The sequence below is a fragment of the Streptomyces sp. CBMA152 genome, from assembly GCF_014596475.1.
Lineage (GTDB): Bacteria > Actinomycetota > Actinomycetes > Streptomycetales > Streptomycetaceae > Streptomyces.
Map to the genome: position 1 here is coordinate 85,137 of NZ_MECJ01000035.1, position 20,814 is coordinate 105,950.

Consider the following 20,814-nt stretch of genomic DNA (forward strand, 5'->3'; position numbering starts at 1 on the left):
GACGGACCGTCACTGAGGAGTACGGCCATGGGGCCCGTGGAGTTCATCGTCCTCGCCTTCCCCGAGGAGCAGCTGCGGGTGCGGGCCGTCGACTCGCTCGTCGGGGTGCGCAGATCCCGTTCGGTACGCATCGTCGACGCGCTGGTCGTCACCAAGACGGCGGGCGGGGAGGTGCTGGCGGCCGAGCTCGACGAGTTCGAGGAGCTGAGCGGCGTCCTGGTCGGCGACGGCGTCGAGCGGCTGATCGGACCCGAGGACGTCCAGGAGGCGGCGGAGCTCCTCGACCGGGGCAGCTGCGCGATCGTCGCCCTGATCGAGCACCTGTGGGCGGAGGAGGCGGCCAAGGGGGTACGGGCGGCGGGCGGCCATGTCGCGGGCTCGGTGCGACTGCCGCCGGAACGCCTGGACGAGGTCAGGGCCGCGCTGGCCGAACGGACGGCCGCCGGCAGAGAGAAGGGCTGAGTCGTGTTCATCAAGTCCACCCGGGATGTGGTCCGACCCGTGACCCGTCCGTCGGGCGCGCCCCTGTTGCGCGGCCTGCTGGCGAAGGCTCCCCGTCCGCCGCGTCCCGAGCCCGCCCCTCGGCCACCGGTGGAAGTGGCGCCCGACCCCGACGGCGCTGCCCTCGTCGACCGGCTGACCCAGCTGGGAAAGCTCGCCCAGGAAGGGCTGCTCACCCCCGAGGAGTTCGCGGCCGCGAAGGCCAGGCTCCTCGGGAGGTGAGCTGACGGTTCAGCACCAGCGCGGCACCGGGCCGAGGTTGTCGATGTAGAACGCCGACCCCCAGGCCCAGGTGCCGTCCTCAAGCAGATACCAGCGGTTGTTGCCGTTGACGCTGTCGCCGCGCGTCTTGCAGAAGATGTGGACGATCGAGTGGTACGGCGCGATGCCGACGATCCGGCTGCTGCGGGTCGGCTTGTCCCGCAGGAGCAGGCCGGACTTGGCCGTCACCCGGCCGGTGAAGTCGTTGTGGTCGGACGGTACGGCGCTCGCGGGACCCGCCGCCGCGAGGGCGGCGACGGCGCCGGTGGCCAGACACAGGCTCAGCGAAGCAAGGGGAAAACGCAGGGACATTGAAGCCTCCTGGGGGACGGGAGGGCCGTGGGGGACGGTCCTTGGCTCGCCCGGCTCACCCTAGGTTCGCTCCTTACCGCCCGCAAAGCGCTACGAGGGCTGCGTGCCGCCGGACGGATGACCCGCCGGACCCCGCACACCGGTCCCGGCCTGCGGGTCACCGCTGCCCGGCCCGTCGGTGCCGTCGCCGGACCCCGCGTACTCCGGCAGGGTCAGCCGCGCCACCGCACCCCCGTCCGGCGCGTTGCCGAACCGCAGCCCGGCGCCCAGGACCGACGCCTGGCCGACCGCGATGGTCAGGCCGAGCCCGTGCCCCTTGGTGCCGCCCTCGGTACGGAAGCGCTGGGGGCCGTGGTCGAGCAGATAGGCGGGGTAGCCGGCGCCGTGGTCCCGTACCGTCACGACCGGGCCGTCCACGGTCAGGACCACCGGCAGCGCGCCGTGCTTGTGGGCGTTGGCCACCAGGTTGCCGAGCACCCGCTCCAGGCGCCGCTTGTCGGTCTCCACGCAGGTGTCGCGGACCACCACGACCTCGGTCCGCGTCCCCGACGCGCGCACCACGCGCTCCACCAGCGGCCCCAGATACTCCAGATCGAGGTCGAGGGGCTCGCTGCCCGACTCCAGGCGGGAGATCTCCAGGAGGTCCTCGGTGAGCGAGCGCATCGCCCGCACCCGGTCCCGTACCAGCTCGGCGGGCCGTCCCTCGGGCAGCAGTTCGGCGGCCGCGTGCAGTCCGGTGAGCGGGGTGCGCAGTTCGTGCGCCACGTCGGCGGTGAAGCGCTGCTCGCTCAGCAGCTTGTTCTGCAGCGTCCCGGCCATGGTGTCGAGCGCCCCGGAGACGGTGGCCACCTCGTCCTGATGGCGCGAAGGGTCCTTCGTACGGGGGTCGTTGACCCGGGCGTCCAGGTCGCCCGCGCCGATCCGGCGGGCCACCGTGGCCGTCTGGTGCAGTCGGCGCGTGACCCGGGTGACGCCGAAGACGCCGACCAGCAGGGTGGCGCCGATGGCGAGGATGGAGGAGCCGAGGATCGCCTGGTCGAGGCCGTTGATGGTGCGGGCGCTCTGGCTGTAGTCGATGGTGACGGCCAGCGCGCGCCCGTCGGCCGGGCCCGCCGCCCACATGGTGGGGCGCCCGTTCACGTCGTCGGCGACGAGCGTGCCGCGCTTGCCGGAGACGGCGAGCTTGCGCAGCGAACCGGGCAGGCCCGCCGGGTCGAGTCCGGCGCCGGACGGCAGCGGCTCGCCCGCCTCGTACGCCTGGGACACGTCGTCCAGCTTGCCCAGCGCCTTGTCCCGGGCCTGGCCGACGGTCTGCCGGGTCACCGAGACATGGACGAGCACACCGAGCAGCGCCGCCAGGGCGCAGCACATGACGGTGATGAAGACCGCAGCCTTCCAGGTGAGCGTCGCCGTCCAGGCGGGCAGCCGGGGCCGCTTGATCGCTCGGGGTCGCTTCATCGCCTGCTCGCGGTGGGGTTCGGCGTTTTGGGACGCGGCGGGACCGGGTTGAGGGAGTGCTGCGGCTCCACCCGGATGATCTCGTCGCGGGTCGGCAGCATGGCGCGCTGGTGGTTGTCCCAGGACCAGGCGGTGCGGTACTCGTAGCCGGGGATGCCCGCGGAGACCGAGTGCAGGATGACGTCCCGGCCGGCCAGCTCCACCTCGATCAGCTGGTCGGAGGTGGACATGATCCGGGTCAGGGTGCCGTTCTTGTCCGGCATGTAGCAGCGCACGGCGAGCTGCTGCTCGGGCATCTTGATGCCGAGGATCATCTCGTCCCTGCCGTCGCCGGTCAGATCGCGGAAGTACGCCTTGAGCACCGGGCAGCCCTTGGGCTTGGACCGGCACTGATTGAGCTGGCGAACCGTTTCCTCGTACAGCCCGTCGGCCCCCGTGTACTGGTCGGGGTGGGCGCGCACCTCGGCCTGGACGACCGCGACCGGGTCGAGGTTGTGGACGTCGCCGCCGGGCACCTTGATGCCGGGCACCCGTTCCGTCTGGGACTCGCCGTAGTCCTGCGGGGTCGTCGTGGGCTTCGGCAGGTCCGGCCACAGGCGCACCGGGCCGACCGCCGTCGGGGTGGGGCCCGCGCCCTCCAGGCCGCCCGCGTTGCCGCAGCCGGAAACCAGCACTGCTGCGGCGCCGGCGGCGAGCAGTGCGGCGGCTGCGCGGGCGGGGCGGCGGTGGCGGGTCAAGGTGCTCCTGTCGTGCGGGCCTCGGCGCCGAGGGTAGCGGCGAGGGGCTACTGCGCCTTCACCAGGTCGGCGTAGAAAATGATGTTGGCCGAGCGGTGGCCGTTCCTGATCGGGCCGCCGCAGGTGATGAGGCGGAGTTCCGGACGGTCTGTCTTGCCGTAAACCTTATTCGTGGGGAAGTCGGTTTTGTCCACTTGCTGTGTCTCGCGGATCCGGAACACGGCCGTGGACCCGTCCGCGCGCCCCACCTCGATCACGTCTCCCACGTGCATCTTGTTCACATCGCGCATCAGCGCCGGGCCCTTGGCCGTGTCGTAGTGCGCGACGATCACGGAAGCGCCCTTCTCGCCCGGCGTGACGCTGCCGGTGTACCAGCCCGCCAGCTCCGCCTTGTCCACCGGCGGCACCTGGAGCTCCTGCTTCTCGTCCAGGCCCAGGTGGAGCACCGGACTCGCGTCGACCCCCGCCGAGGGGATGACCACCCGGGTCGGCTCGGCCGCCTTCAGCGGGCCGACCTGCTGGCGGGCCTGGGTGGTGGTGGCGTTGCGCACGGAGACGTCGGGCGCGGGCGCCTTGCCGCCACTGGACGAACCCGAGCCGCAGGCCATCAGCCCGCCGCCCAGGGCGAGGGCGAGCGCGGAGGCGGCCGCGATCCGCGCCGTGCGGGGCGGACGGGGGCGGGAGGTCGTGGACGCAGTCATGGTCACCACGGTAGGCGGCGGTTATTGCGGAGCTTTCCCGGCTTTGTAACAGCTCTCCATAGCCGTGGCGACCGTGTCATCACTGCTGGTACGGGTTCTGTCCGTGCATCTGACCCGGCTGCTGCTGGTACCCGGGCTGCTGCTGGTACCCGGGCTGCGGGGCCATGCCCTGGCCCGGCTGGGGACCCGCGGCCATCGCCTGGAGCTGCTCGGCCTGCTCCTTGGTGATCTCCTGCTCAAGACCGCAGAACGTGCACTGCGTACGGAACCGGGTCGACAGGGGGAAGAGCGGGATGAAGAAGAACGTGAACTTCTTGACGTACTTGCGCAGTCCATGGGCCGCGGGGTTGCCGCAGTTCCCGCAGACCAGCGTCATCATCGCCAGCTGGTACAGATAACCCCTGGTACCCCAGATGATCATTGGTGGTGCCCCTCCCGGTTCTTCGGCGCATGCCGTACACGCCCTAGCGGCTCCGCACTATACGAGCCGCGATATTGCCCTGCGCGGGCGGTGCTGGTCCCATGGTCGTGGGGGTGATGCGGGATGTCGGGACTGCGGGTGACACCGGTGCACCGGCACGGACAGGCACGGCTGTACGTCAGCCTTCCGGACGGCAGGAGCGCGGCCTGGTACGACAGGGAGAGCGGGCGGGTCAGCCTGCTCCTGGAGGAGTGCCGGGACGAGGTGCTGGCGGCCCTGGCGCCGTTCGTGGTGGGCGATGTGACCGTCGGGCCGCCGCCCGTGCCCACCTCGGCCGACCTGGCCCGGCTCTCCCTCCACCCCGACGACGACCTCGCGCCCAACCGGCCCGGCGAGGCGCTGTTCGCGGAGCTGGAGCGGCACGTCGAGCAGCGGCGCTTCCGGGCCGACCCGCGCCGGTCGGCGCTGGCCGCGCAGGAGCGGGTGGGGGCGGAGCTGGACGCGCTGGAGGGGGCGGGGTGGCGGGTGCTGCACTCGGTGCCGCTGCCGGGGGACGGCCGCATCGACCATCTGCTGATCGGCCCGGCCGGGGTGATGACGGTCCGCACACTCCCGTGCCACCGCCACCGAGTCCGGATCGCGGACCCGCTCGTCTCGGTCGGCCGCGCGGCCCCCACGCCCCAGCTGCGCTGGGCCCGCCGCGACGCCGAGCGTGCCGCCCTGGCCCTGGCGACGGCGGTCCGCCCGATCCTGGCGCTGCCGGGCGCGGATCGGGTGGACTCGGTCGCGTCTGTACGGGACGTACGGGTGCTGCGCGATACGGAGGTGGGCGAGCTGGCCCGTCTCGGCGGCGTCCTGAAGCCGGGGGACATCGAGGGGCTGCACTGGACGGCCCGGGACCGCCGGACGTGGACGCGAGCGTGAGTTGCCCTGTTTTTCGGCTGCGGATCGTGCTGGGTTGCTCGCGCAGTTCCCCGCGCCCCTAGGTATTTAGGGGCGCGGGGAACTGCGCGACCAGCCACAGACGGCCCGCAGTCGAACCACACGCCGCCCCCCTCACGCACCCCCCTCCCGCAACCGCAGCACCGTAGTCACCGGATGCCGCACCGTCCCCCGTTCCACCTCCGCCAGCAAGTGGCCCGGCTCGACGGGGACGTAGGGCACCTCGCCCCAGCCGGGGGCGATGGCCGTCGGGGTCCCCGGTGACGGACGCAGCCCCACCCGCCCCGCCTCGGCACGGAGCGCCGGGCCCAGCGGGCTCGACACCGCCACGGCGTCGTCGCCCGGGAGGACCAGGACCAGGGCCGTCGGGCGGCGCGCGGGGCCGACGAACCCCACCACCACCGCCTCCCACGTATCCGTGTGCCGGAGTTTGCGCCAGGCCCGGGCGCCGGGGCGGTACGGGGAGTCGAGGCGCTTGGCCACCAGCCCCTCCACCCCGCTCGCCGGAAGCGTTTCGTACCAGGTCAGGGCGGTTTCGAGATCCGACGTCGCCGGGACCGGCTGCAGGGGTGGGCCCAACTCGCCCAGCACGGCGAGAAGGCGGGCGCGGCGCAACGAGTACGACGCGCGGCGGACGTCCTCGTCCCCCTCGGCCAGCACGTCGAACGCCGCGTACGACGCCGGCAGCCGACGCGCGAGCAGCGCCGCCCGCGTCGGCGTCGCCGCCGCACGCCGCTGGACCGCCGCGAAGTCGGTGCGGCCACCCGTCCAGACCACCACCTCCCCGTCCAGCACACACCCCGAGGGCACCGCGAGCGCCGCCTCCACCAGGTCCGGGAACGCGGCCGTCACGATCCGGCCCGAGCGGGCCTGGAGCACCACCCCGTCGGCCGTGCGGAAGACGAGCATCCGGTGGCCGTCGAACTTCGGCTCGTACGACCAGCCGGGGCCCGTCGGAAGCTCCCGTACTGACTGGGCCAGGGCCACCTTCAGCGGCGGTCGCAGCGGCGGTGTCATGGGAGGCGGCCCGCCCTGTTCAGGTTGATCAACGGGGCCATCAGGTCGCCGTCCCTGGACAGGCGCGGCTCGATGTCGCCCAGAAGAAACACCAGGTCGGACTCCGTGCGGCAGGACTCGACCTCCTCCCACGACACCGGCGCCGACACCGTCGGCCGCTCCCGGGCCCGCAGGGTGTACGGCGCCGCCGTCGTCTTCGCGGCCGCGTTCTGGCTGTGGTCGACGAACACCTTGCCGGGCCGCAGCGCCCGCGCCATCCGATGGGTGACCAACTGCCCGAGCGCGGCCTCCGCCTCCTGGGCGAGCCCCTTGGCGTACGCCGAGACCTGCTCGGACGGGGTGGGTTCGAGGGGGACGAGGAGGTGGAGGCCCTTCGAGCCGGAGGTCTTCGCGTACGCGTGCAGGCCGTCCGCCGACAGGCGCTCGCGCAGCCACAGCGCCACCGCGCAGCACTCCACCACCGTCGCCGGGGCGCCCGGGTCCAGGTCGAAGACCATCCGGTCGGCCTGCGCGGGCGCGTCCGCCTGCCACTGGGGCGTATGGAACTCGACCACCAGGTTCGCCGCCCACATCAGGGTCGAAAGGTCCGGGATCAGGACCTGGCGCGCGGCGCTGTCCCGGGAGCGCGGCACCGACGCGGTCGTCACCCAGGAGGGTGTGCCGGGCGGCGGATTCTTGGTGAAGAAGAGCTGGCCCTCGGGGCCGTCCGGGTAGCGCAGGAACGACACCGGGCGCCCCCGCAGATGCGCGAGCAGCGCCCCGGCCACCGACGCGCAGTAGTGCAGCACCTCGCCCTTGGTGGTGCCGGTCGCGGGATAGAGCACCTTGTCGAGGCGGGAGAGCGCGATCCGCCGCCCCTCCACCCATGTGATCGGCGTCATACGATGAGAATCCCACTAATCCCGGCAGAGGGGATGAAGCGTGCGATCCATATGGAATGGTGCGATCTCCTTTGGGCTGGTCAGTATTCCGATCAAGCTCTTCAACGCCACCGAGAGCCATTCGATCTCGTTCCGCCAGATCCACACGGAGGACGGCGGCCGGGTCCGCTACCGCAAGGTGTGCGAGCTGGACGGCGAGGAGCTGGAGGCCGCCGAGATCGGCAAGGCGTACGAGGACGCGGACGGCTCGCTGATCCCGATCACCGACGACGACCTGGCCGCGCTCCCGCTGCCCACCGCCAAGACCATCGAGATCGTGGCGTTCGTCGCGGCCGACTCCATCGACCCGCTCCAGATGGACGCGGCGTACTACCTGAGCGCCAGCGGCGTCCCGGCGGCCAAGCCGTACACGCTGCTCAGAGAGGCGCTCAAGCGCAGCCAGAAGGTGGCCATCGCCAAGTTCGCGCTGCGCGGCCGGGAGCGGCTCGGCATGCTGCGGGTCGTCGACGACGTCATCGCCATGCACGGACTGCTGTGGCCGGACGAGATCCGCGCTCCCGAAGGTGTCGCCCCGGAGACCGGCGTGAAGGTCCGCGACGCCGAACTCGACCTGGCCGACGCCCTGATGGACACCCTCGGCGAGGTCGACGTGGACGCGCTGCACGACGACTACCGCGAGGCCGTGGAAGCCCTCATCGCCTCCAAGGCGGGCGGCGCGCTGCCCCCGTCCGAGGCCCCGCCCGAGACCGGCGGCGGCAAGGTCATCGACCTGATGGCCGCGCTGGAGAAGAGCGTGCGCGCGGCCAAGGAGGCGCGCGGCGAGGAGGCGGCGGAGTCGGCCGAGGTGACCGAGCTCAAGCCCCGTAGGACGGCGGCCCGCAAGAGCGCCCCGGCCAAGAGCGAGGCCAAGACCGCCCCCGCCAGGAAGGCCGCCGCGAAGAAGACCACGAAGGCGACCGCCAAGTCGACCTCCGCCGCGAAGAAGTCGGCGGCGTCCCCCAAGGCCACCGCGTCCGGCGCCAAGAAGTCCACCGCGACGACGGCCAAGAAGGCGGCCGCGAAGAAGACGACTCCCCGCAAGCGCGCGTCTGCCTGAGCAACCGGCGTACGCCTACGGGGAGTTCGAGGGTTCCCGCGTCAGTGCTGCGGCGTCACACCCCTCGGGCGACCGGCTCGCCCAGCGCTTCGAGCTCCGCGTCCAGGTCGCGCGCGTGCACCTCGCGGGGCAGCGCGAACATGCCGAGCGCGACCAGGATCAGGATGCCGACCCCGTACCAGAGGCTGAGGTCGAAGCTCTTGACGAAGTTGTGGCTCACGGCCTTCTGGCCCTGCGCGGTCAGGATCGGCTGGACCTTGTCGGCGCCCTGCACCGAGGACGGCAGACAGCTGGCCGGGACCTTCGTCGGGTCCGACTCGGCCGAGCGGTCGTGCACACAGGCCCGGAAGCCGTTGACGATGCCGTCGACGCCGTTCGCCGGGACACCGGCGGTGACCAGCTCCTGGCGCAGGGCCGGGGTGACCTTGTCGACGCCGTGGTTCGAGTCGCTGGCCAGGTGGCCGAAGAAGAGCACGCCGACCAGCGCGACACCGAGTGCCATACCGACCTGCTGGGTGGTGCCGAGCAGACCGGAGGCCGAACCGGCGTCCTTGACCGGGACCTTGGTGAGGATCGCGTCGATCATCGGCGCCACCACCAGACCGAAGCCGAAGCCGGTGACGACCAGCGGCGCGATCATCTGCCAGGACGGGATGCCCGGGCCGTAGTGGTGGGCGACGAAGATGTACGCGCCGAAACCGGCCGCGTTCAGGAGCGCGCCGCCGATCAGCGTCCAGCGTCCGATGAGCGGGGTGAACACCTCGACCGCGAGGCCGGAACCGGCGGCGGCGCCGACGGCGAAGGCCGCGCCCGTCAGACCGGCGCGCATCGGCGACCAGCCCAGACCCAGCTGCATGTACAGCGTCCACACCAGGAAGAAGCCGCCGAGCGCGATCCAGAACAGCGTCCACACCAGCATGCCCGCGGTGAACGCGCGCTCCTTGAACAGGCTGAGCACGACCAGCGGCGAGCCCACGGTCCGGGTGCGGTACCGCTCGAAGACGGCCAGCAGGGCGAACACCACGACCGAGCCGCCCATCAGGACGTACGTCCAGGCGGGCCAGCCAAGGGTGCGGCCCTCGGCGAGCGGATAGACCAGCATCAGGATGCCGGTCGTCACGATCACCACGCCGATGGGGTCGAGCTTGGGCGCGGCGGGCGACTTCGACTCCCCGACGAAGAACCAGGCCGCGATCAACGCGCCGATGCCGACGGGGATGTTGACCAGGAAGATCGGGCGCCAGTGCAGGTCGGCGATGTTCGCGTCGACCAGCACACCGCCGACGATCAGACCGGCCACGGACGCGGAGCCGAGCACACCGCCCCAGATGCCGAGCACCTTGCCGCGCTCCTCGGACGGGAACGTGACATGGATGATCGCGAGGATCTGCGGGACCATCAGTCCGGCCATGGTGCCCTGGAAGAAGCGGGCGCCGATGAGCATGCCGGGGCCGCTGGCCACACCGCAGAGCGTCGAGGCGATGGTGAAGCCCGCGACGCCGATCAGGAACATCTTCTTACGGCCGAAGATGTCGCCGAGCCGCCCGCCGGTGATCAGCAGGGCCGCGAAGCCGAGCACATATCCGGCCACGACCCATTCGATCTGGGTGTAGTCCGCGTGCAGGTCCTTCTGGATGCTCGGGATGACGACGTTGACGATCGTCACGTCGAGCATGTCCATGAACCCGGCGACCAGAACGATGATGAGTGCGAGCCAGCGGCGCGGGTCGAGCGTCGGCGCTTCGCCGTGCGCCGCCCCCGCGTGGCTGCCGCCGGGCAGGTCGGCTCCGGCGTGCGTGTCGTGAGTCATGGCGTGTCTACCTCTGGCCGATCGTGGTGACCGAGGCCGTCCCAGCCCGGTCATGACGGATGGAGCGTGAAGGGGTGAGTGCCATTTGCTGTTCTCCTCGCCAGGGAAGGCAGGAAAAATGCGCGTCACCAACATGACGACACAGGGTGTGGCGGTGTGACTTTTCGCAGGTCACACGCCGTATCCGCGGGTCACACCGGGGCCTGGTGACAGCGGGTCCCGGGGCTGCCGGTCCGGCCGGACAGACCGCCGCCCCGCGAGACCGGTAGGGAGATCTCGCAGGGCGGGGGCGCGGCGGGCGGGGGACACGTGAAAGCGCCCTCCCGCACGGGGTGGTGAGCCGAGCGCATGCTCGACACCCCGACTCGGCAAGGCACTCACACGCTCCGGCGACCTGAGCGGCCCAAGCGAAGTGTTGGGTTCCAGCGGCCCGAGTGGTCCAAGTGACCTAAGTGGCCTGGCTGGTGGAGACGTTCTAAGTGGCCGACGCTGCCCGAGTCGTTCAAGCGACCGGCTGCTCGGTGTACTCGGCGAGCAGGCGCTGCGCGATCGCGTCGGCGTCACCGGCCGGGACGAGAACGCCCTCGGGGGTCAGCCGCATCGGCTCGCTGCCCGCCATCCGCCAGTCGAACTTCGCGGCGAGTTCGAAGAGGTCGGACTGGATCAGCGGCCCGCCCTTCTCGTGCTCGGCCGCGAGCGCGGTCGGGTGGTACAGCTCGTAACCGCCGGGCAGGTGCAGGGTGAGGAAGTGGCAGCCGCCGGAGAGGGTGGTGGACCAGGTGTGCTCGGTGCCCTTGGAGATGTGTGCCATCGAGCCGGGGCCGAGCTTCGTCACCTCGCCGTCGATGTACATGATCAAGGAGCCTTCGAGGACGTAGTACGTCTCGTCGGACTCGGCATGTGTGTGCAGCGGCGGTCCGGGCGTCGCGGCGGCTATCTCGCCCTCCACCATGGCCGCGGTACCACCTGTCGCGCCACTCGGCAGGACGATTTCAAACCCGCGACGGCCGGCAGGGCGGTCCTCGGGTCGGATGATGGTCGTCATGAAACCCTCTCTGGCTGGATTTCTTATCAAGTGGTTACGGGTTTAGCACGAGGCGGCGGGTGCGGGTCAAGCAGCGCTCAACTTGCCCGTCATACGCGGCTCAAGCGGCACTCCGGCAGCTGATGCTTCCCCCGTATCGCCCTCTGCCGGGGCTCCGTGCGAGCGCGGGATTTCCGCAGTTGGACACTTGTGGAGAGCAGTTGTTGTGTGGTCAACGAAATTGCGTGTGAGGGAGCGTGTGGGGAGGAAAGACACGCGGTTGCTATTCGTGGCCGAATTCACCGGGTGTCGTCGCTGAGATTTCACGATATGCGCGGGCCGGAGCGGCCGAGATGTATCGGTGGATACGACGAAGGGCGGGAGCAAGCGCTGTCGGCGCCCGCTCCCGCCCTTCGTGGCCATGCGTTCAGCTCCGCCCGGGGGTCCGTACGTGCTCGGGGCGCGGCCCGTACCCGATCATCCGGGCGATCAGCCTGCCCACCGGCGTCACCCGGTCCGCGACCGCGAGCACCCTCGGCGGCCGCGACTCGCGCGTCCCGTCGAGCGTCGGCGCGATGAGCTGGTTCTGGAGCAGGATCTGCATCCGCTGGATGGCGACCGTCGGCGGCAGCCGCCGCCTCTGCACGGCCGCCAGATGCCCGGTGCCGAGCGTGCCCCGGCGCAGCGGTTCGGCCAGCAGATTGGCGGTGGCGACCGCGTCCTGGACGGCGACGTTGATCCCGAACCCGCCGACCGGCGACATCGCGTGCGCGGCGTCGCCGATGAACAGCAGCCCCGGCCGGTACCAGCGCCGCAGCCGCTCCACCCGGACCTCCAGCATCCGGGCGTCCGAGAACTCGATCTTGTCCGGCCGGTCGCCCATCCACGGCAGCAGCGCCCGCACGCTCGCCCGCAGCGCGTCGATGCCCTCGGTCTTCAGCTGGGCGTACCTCCCCTTGGGGATGACATAGGCGAACTGCCAGTAGTCCTCCCGGCAGATGCCGATGAGCAGACCCTGGGCGCCGAGGCGGATGAACGTGTCCGGCGGGTCGCTCTCCTCGCGCGGGATACGGAACCACAGGTCGTCCATCGGCGCCCCGAACCCCTGCGGGACCAGCCCGGCCGGGGCGCGCAGCACCGAGTCACGGCCGTCGGCGGCCACCGTGAGCACCGCTCTCAGCTCGTGCTCGCCGTCGGCGTCCCGGTAGCGCACGCCCGCCGCCCGGTCGCCCTCGCGGATCAGCCCGTGCACCTCCGCGCCCATTTTCAGATGGAAGTGCGGGTACTTGGCCGCCTCCTCGGCGAGCAGGCTGAGGAAGTCCCACTGCGGGACGAACGCGATGTACGGATACGCGCCGGAGAGCAGCCGCTGGTCGGCGACGAGTACGTCGCGGGTGTCGGTGACCATGTTGATCCCCGGCGTGGTGCGGTGCGGGAGCTCCAAGAAGCGCTCCACCAGGCCGAGTTCGGCCATCACGTCCAGGGTGGAGGGGTGGATCGTGTCGCCGCGGAAGTCCCGCAGGAAGTCCTGGTGCTTCTCCAGGACGGTCACGTCGATGCCGGCCCGGGCCAGCAGCAGCCCCAGCATCGTGCCGGCCGGCCCACCGCCGACGATGCAGCAGGTGGTTGTCTCGGTTGCCATGTCGTGCCACCTCGGCGTTGCGTGGTGAATACGTACTGTGATCGAGAACTGCGTACGATGAGTCGTCAGTTGCCGTGTGCCGCAAGGGAGTTGGTCGGGTTACGGCTCACCACGTCTGGCCGCCCTGCTGCTTCGTCGCCGCGTTGAGGCGGTTGTAGAAGTTGCTGACCGCGATCCACAGGACGAGGGCGGCGAGCGGCTGCTCCGCGTAGTGCGCCGTCGCCTCGGCCCATACGTCGTCGGGGACCGGCTCGGCGCGGTCGTTGAGGCGGGTGACCGACTCGGTGAGGGCGAGCGCGGCCCGCTCGGCGTCGGTGAAGTAGGGCATCTCGCGCCACGCGGCCACCGCGAGCAGCCGCTCCGCGCTCTCGCCGCCCTTCATCGCGTACCGGGTGCCGGAGTCCACGCAGGCGCTGCACGCGTTGATCTGGCTGGCCCGCAGATGCACGAGGTGCATGGTGGCGGCGGGTACGCCGGCGCTGTGCGTGGCCTTCGTCAGCTCGCGAATGGCTTCCATCGCCCCCGGGACGAGCGTCGCCGGGCTCGGCATCCTTGCTTCCATGACGGTTCTCCTGGCTGCCACTCGCGTCGTGGCCTTGGTTCCACTGTCATGGGGCTGACGAACCCGCGCACAAAAGTGTGACTAACGCATGGTCCGCCCGAGCGTGTCGGCGCCGGGGGCGTCGCCTGTCGACGGCTCCCCGCGCCTCACCGAACCAGGTGCCCGCGGTGCCGGGTGGTCGGCTCGGGCCGCCGACGTCAGCTGCCAGGGGACGCTGGTCACCATCACGCCGGGGGTGAACAGCAGGCGGCTCTTGAGCCACAGTGCGGACTGGTTGTGCAGCAGGTTCTCCCACCAGTGGCCCACCACGTACTCGGGGATGAACACCGCGACCACATCGCGCGGACTGTCGCGCCGCATCGAGCGTACGTATTCGACGACCGGCCGGGTGATCTCGCGGTACGGCGAGGCGAGCACCTTCAGGGGCACGCTGACGTCGAGGTCCTGCCAGCGGCGCTGGAGCTCGTCGGTGGCGGGTTTGTCGACGGCGACGGTGAGCGCTTCGAGCCGGTCCGGCTTGAAGGCGCGCGCGTACGCCAGGGCGCGAAGGGTCGGCTTGTGGACGGTGGAGACCAGGACCACCGCCAACACCCTTGAGGGCGGGACCAGTTGCTCGCGTGGGTCCTCCACCGCGAGCTCGGCCGACGTGGCGTCGTAGTGGCGCCGGATGCCGCGCATCATCACCCACAGCGCGAGCGCCGCGACCACCGCGAGCCAGGCGCCCTGGGTGAACTTGGTGATCAGGACGATCACCAGGACCAGGCCGGTGACGACCGCGCCGAGCGCGTTGACCACCCGCGCCGACTGGTGGCGGCGGCGCGCGGCCGGGTCGGGCTCGGTGCGCAGGGCGCGGTTCCAGTGCCGGACCATGCCGAGCTGGGAGAGCGTGAAGGAGGTGAACACGCCGAGGATGTAGAGGTGGATGAGGCCGGTGACGTCCGCCTTGTACGCCCAGAGCAGCGCGCCCGCGACCACGGCGAGCGCCAGGATGCCGTTGGAGAAGGCGAGCCGGTCGCCCCGGTTGTGCAGCTGGCGGGGCAGATAGCGGTGCTGGGCCAGGATCGAGGAGAGCAGCGGGAAGCCGTTGAAGGCGGTGTTCGCGGCGAGGATCAGGACCAGCGCGGTGACGGTCTGGAGGAAGTAGAAGCCGAGGCTGTGGTCGCCGCCGAAGACGGACGAGGCGAGCTGGGCGATGACGGTCTTCTGGGTGAAGGTGTCGCAGCTGCCGTCGATGCCGGTCAACTGGCAGGAGTCCTCGGTGATGTGGACCTTCGCCACGATCGCCAGCGCGGTGACGCCGACGAACATCACGACCGCGAGGACGCCCATCGCCGCCATGGTCCCGGCCGCGTTCTTCGCCTTGGGCTTGCGGAAGGCGGGCACGCCGTTGGATATCGCTTCCACGCCCGTCAGCGCCGTGCAGCCACTGGAGAACGCGCGCAGCACCAGCATGACCAGGGCCATTCCGGCGAGATGCTGGTCGCCGGGCGCGGCGTGGATGCCGTACGCGGCGGACTCGGCGACCGGCGCGTCCCCGAGCGCGTACCGGATCAGACCGGTCGCGACCATGATGATCACGCCGCCGATGAAGAGATAGGTGGGCGCGGCGAAGGCGCGGCCGGACTCGCGCACCCCGCGCAGGTTCATCGCGGTCAGGATCGCCACGAAGCCGAGCGCGAGCAGTACGCGGTACGGGTTGAGCGCGGGCACCGCCGAGATGATGTTGTCGACGCCCGAGGCGACGGAGACGGCCACCGTCATCACGTAGTCGACGAGCAGGGACGCGGCGACCACCAGACCGGCCGACGGTCCGAGGTTGCGTGACACCACCTCGTACGAGCCGCCGCCGCTCGGGTACGCGTGCACGACCTGGCGGTAGGAGAGCACCACGACCGCCATCAGCGCGACGACCGCCGCCGCGATCCACGGCGTGAAGTGGAGATAGGCCAGGCCGCCCAGGGTCAGGACGAGCAGGATCTCCTGGGTCGCGTACGCCACCGAGGAGAGCGGGTCGGAGGCGAAGATCGGCAGGGCGAGCCGCTTGGACAGCAGGGTCTCGCCGAGCTCCTCGCTGCGCATCGCCCGGCCGATCACGAGACGCTTGAGGACACCAGTCACGTTCAGCACGCGGCGAGCGTATGAACGGCCACGGGGAGTTGGGTGTTAAGGATCCGTCAGGATCGTTGACACGGAAGGACGAACCACAACAAACCGGCTAGCCGAGGCCGGAGACCTTGAACACGGTGCGGGCCGTCTCGCGGTCGATCCGGGCCGAGATCTGGCGCAACGCCGTCTCGCCGCAGCAGAGCGTGCCGCGCGCCAGGCTCGTACGGGAGCCCTCGTCCAACAAGCGCCACAGCGGCGGGTTGTTGATCAGCACCTGGGGGTCGATCTCGGCGCGGTTGCCATCCGCGTCGCGCAGCAGCAGCCGCTGGGCGACCCCGTCCGTCCAGCGCACCGACACCAGCCGGTCGGTGCGCACCACGCGGGTGCGGACCAGTGCGTGCGAGACCAGCAGACCGGGACCGGCTGACACCCGGGCCGGCCACAGCACCAGGAGCAGCAGCGCCGCGAGGCCGAGCCAGAGCGCGGCGCGCAGGACCGTGAGGGTGCCCGCGCTCGCGTCGATCAGCAGGAGCAGACCGAGCAGCACCGCCGCGCACCCACCCGCCGAGCGCGCCTCACTGGCCCAGCCCGTGTCGGACGCGACCGGGCCGTTGTCGTACGCGAGGGGTGCGGCCGGCCGCGAGGCGTGGGTCGTGGTGAGCGACGCCGACGTCCTGGCGGCCGACGACCACTGCGACCGGCGCCGTCCCATGGCTCTCATGGCTCTCATGTCCTGTGACGCTAGGGACTCGGGCCGGGTCTGTCGTCGGGCGTTGACGAAGTGTTGATGGGCGCCCGGTAAGTCTTGACGGTGGCCATACGGAGCCCCTGACAGCCCCTGGCGCTGACGCCCCGTCAAGATGCCGTCAAGACGGGGCCTCGCGGCATCAGGAGACCGTCAACACGGGCTTCGGGTCGAACGGTTGACCTGATGCTGGTGTTCGCACGGGATCGTACGAGCGGCCCGTGGCGAGGTGGGAGGGGCGCGTGAGCATCACCGCCGAGCAGAGCCAGGGGGCGGGGGCCCCGGTGAACGCAGGGATCCTCCCCGCGTCGGCCGTTCGTCACGGGGGGATCCCGCCGTCGCGGTCCGGAGGGGGTCCGCGTCGGGGACAGTCGTGGCGACGGTCTTACGAGGCCGTCGCCCGGCTGGTCCGCGACCTGCGGGCGGCCGTGCGCCGCCAGTGGTCCACCACGCCGGGCCGGCTGCGGTTCATGGGAACGGGCTGCGCGCTGCTCGGGACCGGACTGCTGGTCCTCCTGGTGGTCGCCGCCACCGGCGCGTCCGGCACCTGGGACGCCATCGAGCACCGCAACGCGCCCCGCACCCTCGCCGCGACCCAGCTGGAACTGGCGCTCAACGACATGGACGCCCAGACCGCCAACATCCTGGTGTCCAGCGGCGATTCGGGCACCGGAAAGGGCCGCCTCGACCGCTCGTACACGGAGGCGAGAAGCCGGTACGAGACCGCCCAGGAGACCATCAGCCGCTCCCTGCGCACGCTCGGCGCGGCCTCCGAGGGCGACAAGGGCACCCAGGACGCCGTGGTCGCGCTCACCGACGAGTTCGCGCACTACCAGGAGTTCGTCGGGCGGGCCCTGGAGAACGACGAGCACCCCGGCGGCAAGGACGCGGCCCGCAGCGACTACCGGACCGCGACCGACCTCCTCGCCCATGTGATGCTGCCCAACGCGAGCCGGCTCGTGGACGCCAACGACGCGGTCTACCAGGCGGACTACCGCGCGGCGCACTCCGACGTGAACGTCCAGCTGGCCGCCGAGATCGTCCTGGGCGTGCTTCTTGTGGTCGCCCTCATCTCCCTCCAGATCCAGCTCAGCCGCCGCTTCGGTCGGGTGTTCAACCCGGGCCTGCTCGCGGCGACGCTGTGCGCGCTGGTCGCGGTGGTCAGCGGCATGCAGCTGCTGACCACCACCTCCAACCAGCTGAGGATCGCCCGCCACGACTCCTTCGACTCGGTGGTCGCGCTGGCCCGTTCCAAGGCCCTCGGCTACGACCTCAACGCGGACGAGAGCCGCTACCTCCTGGACCCCGACCACCGTACGGAGTACGCCACGGGCTTCCTGGACAAGTCGCGGAAGCTGTACGGGGTGGCGGGGGACGACGTCGACGCGTACGGCAGCCAGCTGGACGTGACCTGGGGCGATTACCGCAATGGCCGCGGGGACAAGGACTTCACCGGCGAGTACCGGCGCGAGCTCGACAACCTCACGTTCCCGGGGGAGCGGGAGGCCGCCGAGAAGACGGTCGACGCGTACGTGGTCTACCAGCAGGACGACCGCAAGTTCCGCAAGCTGGTCGCCGAGAACAAGATCCGGGAGGCCACCGAGTTCTGCGTCGGCTGGGCCCCGGACACCTCGAACGCGCACTTCGGGGCGTGGATGCAGGCGCTGGACGAGGTGACCGCGATCAACAGCGACCACCACTACCGGGCGATCGCGTCGGGCCGCGACGCGATCTCGTACCTGGCTCCGACAGCCGGGACGGGCCTTGTGCTGATGGCGGGGCTGGTGGCGTTCGGACTGCGGCCCCGGCTGGCGGAGTACCGCTGAGAGTCCGCCGAGGGGCGGCACGGGCTCAGCCGAGCCCCGGCACCATCGACACCAGCAGGTCGATCAGCTTGATCCCGACGAACGGCAGGACGAGCCCGCCGAGCCCGTAGACCGCGAGGTTGCGGCGGAGCAGGTCGTGCGCGGAGGCCGGGGTGTAGCGCACACCGCGCAGGGCGAGCGGGATCAGCGCGATGATGATCAGGGCGTTGAAGATGATCGCCGAGGTGATGGCCGAGGTCGGGCTGTGCAGGCCCATCACGTTGAGGCGGTCGAGCCCCGGGTAGGCCGAGGCGAACATCGCGGGGATGATCGCGAAGTACTTGGCGACGTCGTTGGTGATGGAGAACGTGGTCAACGCGCCCCGGGTGATGAGGAGTTGCTTACCGATCTCGACGATCTCGATGAGCTTGGTCGGGTTGGAGTCGAGGTCGACCATGTTCCCGGCTTCCTTGGCGGCCGAGGTGCCGGTGTTCATCGCGACGCCGACGTCCGCCTGGGCGAGCGCGGGGGCGTCGTTGGTGCCGTCGCCGGTCATCGCGACGAGCTTGCCGCCCGCCTGCTCCTTCTTGATCAGGGCGAGTTTGTCCTCGGGCGTGGCCTCGGCCAAGTAGTCGTCCACGCCTGCCTCCTGGGCGATCGCGCGGGCGGTCAGCGGGTTGTCGCCGGTGATCATGACGGTACGGATGCCCATGCGCCGCAGCTCCGCGAACCGCTCGGCGATGCCGTTCTTGACCACGTCCTTGAGGTGGATCACCCCGAGCACCCTCGGCCCGTACCCGTCGTGCACACCCACGAGCAGCGGGGTGCCGCCCGAGGCCGAGATGGCGTCCGCGAACCGGCGTGCCTCGACGGGGACCTGACCCCCGTACATCTCCACCCAGTCCACGACCTGGGCGGCGGCGCCCTTGCGGATGTGGGAGACGGCCCCGTTCTCCCAGCGCAGATCGACCCCGCTCATCCGGGTCTGCGCGCTGAACTCCACGAACCGGGCGCCCTGGAGCTCCCCCTCGGCCGGCTCGCGCAGCCCGTACCGCTCCTTGGCGAGGACGACGACCGAGCGGCCCTCGGGGGTCTCGTCGGCGAGCGAGGCGAGCTGGGCGGCGTCCGCGAGGTGCACCTCTTCGATGCCGGGCAGCGGGACGAACGCGCAGGCCTCGCGGTTGCCGAGGGTGATGGTGCCGGTCTTGTCGAGCAGCAGGGTGTTGACGTCACCGGCGGCCTCGACCGCCCTGCCGGACATGGCGAGGACGTTCCGCTGCACCAGCCGGTCCATGCCCGCGATGCCGATCGCCGAGAGCAGCGCGCCGATCGTCGTCGGGATGAGGGTCACCAGAAGCGCCACCAGGACGGTCGTGGACTGGGCGGCGTGCGCGTACTCGGCCATCGGCTGCACCGCGACCACCACGAGCACGAAGATGATCGTGAGCGCGGCGAGCAGGATGTTCAGCGCGATCTCGTTCGGCGTCTTCTGCCGGGAGGCGCCCTCCACCAGGGCGATCATCCGGTCCAGGAAGCTGTGGCCGGGCCGTGAGGTGACCCGGACGACGATCCGGTCGGACAGGACGGTGGTGCCGCCGGTCACGCCCGAGCGGTCGCCGCCGGACTCCCGGATGACGGGCGCGGACTCCCCGGTGACGGCCGATTCGTCGACGGCGGCAACGCCGTCGACGACATCCCCGTCCGCCGGGATCAGCTCGCCCGCCTCGACGACCACGAAGTCGAAGGGCTTGAGGTCGGTGGCCGCCACCGCCTCGGTGCGGGCGTGCAGCAGATCGGTGCCGACCCGCCAGTTGTCGCGCAGCCGCAGCGCCACCGTGTCCGTACGGGCCCGCCTGAGCGAGTCGGCCTGGGCCTTCCCGCGCCCCTCGGCCACGGCCTCCGCCAGGTTCGCGAAGATCACGGTCAGCCAGAGCCAGACGCCGATCACCCAGGTGAAGACGGACGGGTGGACGAGCGCGGACAGCGTGGTCAGCGCGGCCCCGATGGCGACGACGAAGAGCACGGGCGTACGCACCAGAGCGCGCGGATGCAGCTTGCGCAGGGCGTCGGGGAACGCCTTCAGGAGCTGTACGGGTTCGAAGAGGCCCCCGGGACGGCGAGCGTTCCGACGCGTCGGCCGGGGGCCCAGCGGACCTCGGGGCGGGAGACCGGTCGGGGCCGGGGCGGGCGGGGCCTGCTGGGGAGCGGCGGGAGACATCGAGGAAGCCCTTCGGGGGCGGGGGATGTTCCGGGGCGACGGTCTCGGGGCCGCACGGGAGCCGGGTCGGCGCCTGGGCCCCGGCGCCGACCCGGCCGGGTGGGACGCGGGGCGGGGAGGCGCCGCGTACTTCCGGAAGGTAGATCCATGCAGGTGCCACGCAGGGCTGTTTTGACGGGCTTCTGACGGCCTGCTGACGGCGTTCTGGCGGCATTCCGCACGGCCTCGCGGCGGTCGTTTCCGGTGGCCTTGCGGAAGCGTTCCGGGGGCCGAATCCGGGTGCCCGACCGGTAGTGGCCGGGACCCGCGTATGAAAGGCGTCAAGGACACGGCAGCGGCCGTAAGGAGGCCGTCAACGGAACGTGCGGAGGCCGTGCGGAGAGGTTTGCTCTACAGGTCCGCTCGTTTCGTGGCTCGTTTTCGGGCCTCTTCCAGTTTCAGGAGCTTGCGATGGCCGACGTGGCCTTCGTCGTCACCACGATCGCGGTTTTCGCGTTGGTGGCGCTCATTGCCAAGGGGGTGGCGAAGCTGTGACTGCCGAGAACATTGTCGGTCTGATCGTGGCCGTCGCTCTG

Annotated in this window: 19 protein-coding genes; 5 read left to right on the forward strand and 14 right to left on the reverse strand. The window is 71.1% G+C overall.

Translation table 11 applies throughout. The features are described 5' to 3' along the window. The first annotated feature begins 27 nt into the window (after positions 1 to 27). On the forward strand, positions 28 to 462 hold the full coding sequence (locus BG418_RS36790; RefSeq protein ID WP_188277758.1) for a DUF6325 family protein: 435 nt from the start codon (positions 28 to 30) through the stop codon (positions 460 to 462). A 3-nt stretch (positions 463 to 465) separates the two neighbouring features. Further along, entirely contained in the window at positions 466 to 723 is a 258-nt protein-coding gene (locus BG418_RS36795) for an SHOCT domain-containing protein (protein WP_188277757.1), read from the forward strand. Positions 724 to 732: 9 nt separating this feature from the next. Here BG418_RS36795 and BG418_RS36800 read toward each other — a convergent pair whose 3' ends face one another. The 5 genes from BG418_RS36800 to BG418_RS36820 all read right to left on the reverse strand — a co-directional run bounded on the left by BG418_RS36800 (position 733) and on the right by BG418_RS36820 (position 4,391). Next, positions 733 to 1,074 (reverse strand): SH3 domain-containing protein, encoded by a 342-nt coding sequence (locus tag BG418_RS36800; RefSeq protein ID WP_188277756.1) that lies wholly within the window; start codon positions 1,072 to 1,074, stop codon positions 733 to 735. Positions 1,075 to 1,164: 90 nt separating this feature from the next. Continuing rightward, positions 1,165 to 2,532, reverse strand: a complete 1,368-nt coding sequence (locus BG418_RS36805; RefSeq protein ID WP_188277755.1) for a HAMP domain-containing sensor histidine kinase — start codon at positions 2,530 to 2,532, stop codon at positions 1,165 to 1,167. Then, the gene (locus BG418_RS36810; protein ID WP_188277754.1) at positions 2,529 to 3,269 is read right to left on the reverse strand and encodes a hypothetical protein; all 741 of its coding nucleotides are present in this window, start codon (positions 3,267 to 3,269) and stop codon (positions 2,529 to 2,531) included. Before BG418_RS36810 ends, BG418_RS36805 begins: the two co-directional genes overlap by 4 nt. Before the next feature lie 47 nt (positions 3,270 to 3,316). Further along, the gene (locus tag BG418_RS36815; protein ID WP_188277753.1) at positions 3,317 to 3,970 is read right to left on the reverse strand and encodes a class F sortase; all 654 of its coding nucleotides are present in this window, start codon (positions 3,968 to 3,970) and stop codon (positions 3,317 to 3,319) included. Positions 3,971 to 4,049: 79 nt separating this feature from the next. Next, positions 4,050 to 4,391: a zinc-ribbon domain-containing protein gene (locus BG418_RS36820; RefSeq protein WP_188277752.1), complete on the reverse strand. Its 342-nt coding sequence runs from the start codon at positions 4,389 to 4,391 to the stop codon at positions 4,050 to 4,052. A gap of 123 nt (positions 4,392 to 4,514) precedes the next feature. Between BG418_RS36820 and BG418_RS36825 the strand changes: the two genes are divergently transcribed. Continuing rightward, on the forward strand, positions 4,515 to 5,315 hold the full coding sequence (locus tag BG418_RS36825) for a nuclease-related domain-containing protein (protein WP_188277751.1): 801 nt from the start codon (positions 4,515 to 4,517) through the stop codon (positions 5,313 to 5,315). 132 nt (positions 5,316 to 5,447) lie between these two features. On the opposite strand, the gene BG418_RS36830 is transcribed toward BG418_RS36825, so the two are convergent. Continuing rightward, positions 5,448 to 6,350, reverse strand: coding sequence for an ATP-dependent DNA ligase (locus BG418_RS36830; protein ID WP_188277750.1), 903 nt, complete (start codon positions 6,348 to 6,350; stop codon positions 5,448 to 5,450). Next, complete coding sequence (gene ligD / locus BG418_RS36835; protein WP_188277749.1) at positions 6,347 to 7,231, reverse strand: non-homologous end-joining DNA ligase; 885 nt, start codon at positions 7,229 to 7,231, stop codon at positions 6,347 to 6,349. Before ligD ends, BG418_RS36830 begins: the two co-directional genes overlap by 4 nt. Positions 7,232 to 7,271: 40 nt before the next feature. On the opposite strand from ligD, the gene BG418_RS36840 reads away from it, so the two are divergent. Next, positions 7,272 to 8,327: a Ku protein gene (locus tag BG418_RS36840; protein WP_188277748.1), complete on the forward strand. Its 1,056-nt coding sequence runs from the start codon at positions 7,272 to 7,274 to the stop codon at positions 8,325 to 8,327. Positions 8,328 to 8,382: 55 nt separating this feature from the next. Here the strand turns inward: BG418_RS36840 and BG418_RS36845 are convergent, their stop codons facing one another. The 6 genes from BG418_RS36845 to BG418_RS36870 all read right to left on the reverse strand — a co-directional run bounded on the left by BG418_RS36845 (position 8,383) and on the right by BG418_RS36870 (position 16,201). Continuing rightward, entirely contained in the window at positions 8,383 to 10,137 is a 1,755-nt protein-coding gene (locus BG418_RS36845) for an MFS transporter (RefSeq protein ID WP_188277747.1), read from the reverse strand. Positions 10,138 to 10,639: 502 nt separating this feature from the next. After that, positions 10,640 to 11,182 carry a cupin domain-containing protein gene (locus BG418_RS36850; protein ID WP_188277746.1) on the reverse strand — a complete coding sequence of 181 codons (543 nt, stop codon included), beginning with the start codon at positions 11,180 to 11,182 and terminating at the stop codon, positions 10,640 to 10,642. A gap of 406 nt (positions 11,183 to 11,588) precedes the next feature. Beyond that, entirely contained in the window at positions 11,589 to 12,803 is a 1,215-nt protein-coding gene (locus tag BG418_RS36855) for an FAD-dependent oxidoreductase (protein ID WP_188277745.1), read from the reverse strand. A 106-nt stretch (positions 12,804 to 12,909) separates the two neighbouring features. After that, positions 12,910 to 13,365, reverse strand: a complete 456-nt coding sequence (locus BG418_RS36860; RefSeq protein WP_188277744.1) for a carboxymuconolactone decarboxylase family protein — start codon at positions 13,363 to 13,365, stop codon at positions 12,910 to 12,912. 81 nt (positions 13,366 to 13,446) lie between these two features. Further along, positions 13,447 to 15,444 carry an APC family permease gene (locus BG418_RS36865; RefSeq protein WP_188278308.1) on the reverse strand — a complete coding sequence of 666 codons (1,998 nt, stop codon included), beginning with the start codon at positions 15,442 to 15,444 and terminating at the stop codon, positions 13,447 to 13,449. 136 nt (positions 15,445 to 15,580) lie between these two features. Then, positions 15,581 to 16,201, reverse strand: coding sequence for a hypothetical protein (locus tag BG418_RS36870; RefSeq protein ID WP_223185807.1), 621 nt, complete (start codon positions 16,199 to 16,201; stop codon positions 15,581 to 15,583). Between the two features lie 485 nt (positions 16,202 to 16,686). Here BG418_RS36870 and BG418_RS36875 point away from each other — a divergent pair, with 485 nt between their 5' ends. Next, the gene (locus BG418_RS36875) at positions 16,687 to 18,042 is read left to right on the forward strand and encodes a hypothetical protein (RefSeq protein WP_188277743.1); all 1,356 of its coding nucleotides are present in this window, start codon (positions 16,687 to 16,689) and stop codon (positions 18,040 to 18,042) included. Positions 18,043 to 18,067: 25 nt separating this feature from the next. Here the strand turns inward: BG418_RS36875 and kdpB are convergent, their stop codons facing one another. Then, the gene (gene kdpB, locus BG418_RS36880; RefSeq protein ID WP_188277742.1) at positions 18,068 to 20,239 is read right to left on the reverse strand and encodes a potassium-transporting ATPase subunit KdpB; all 2,172 of its coding nucleotides are present in this window, start codon (positions 20,237 to 20,239) and stop codon (positions 18,068 to 18,070) included. Positions 20,240 to 20,814: the final 575 nt, after the last annotated feature.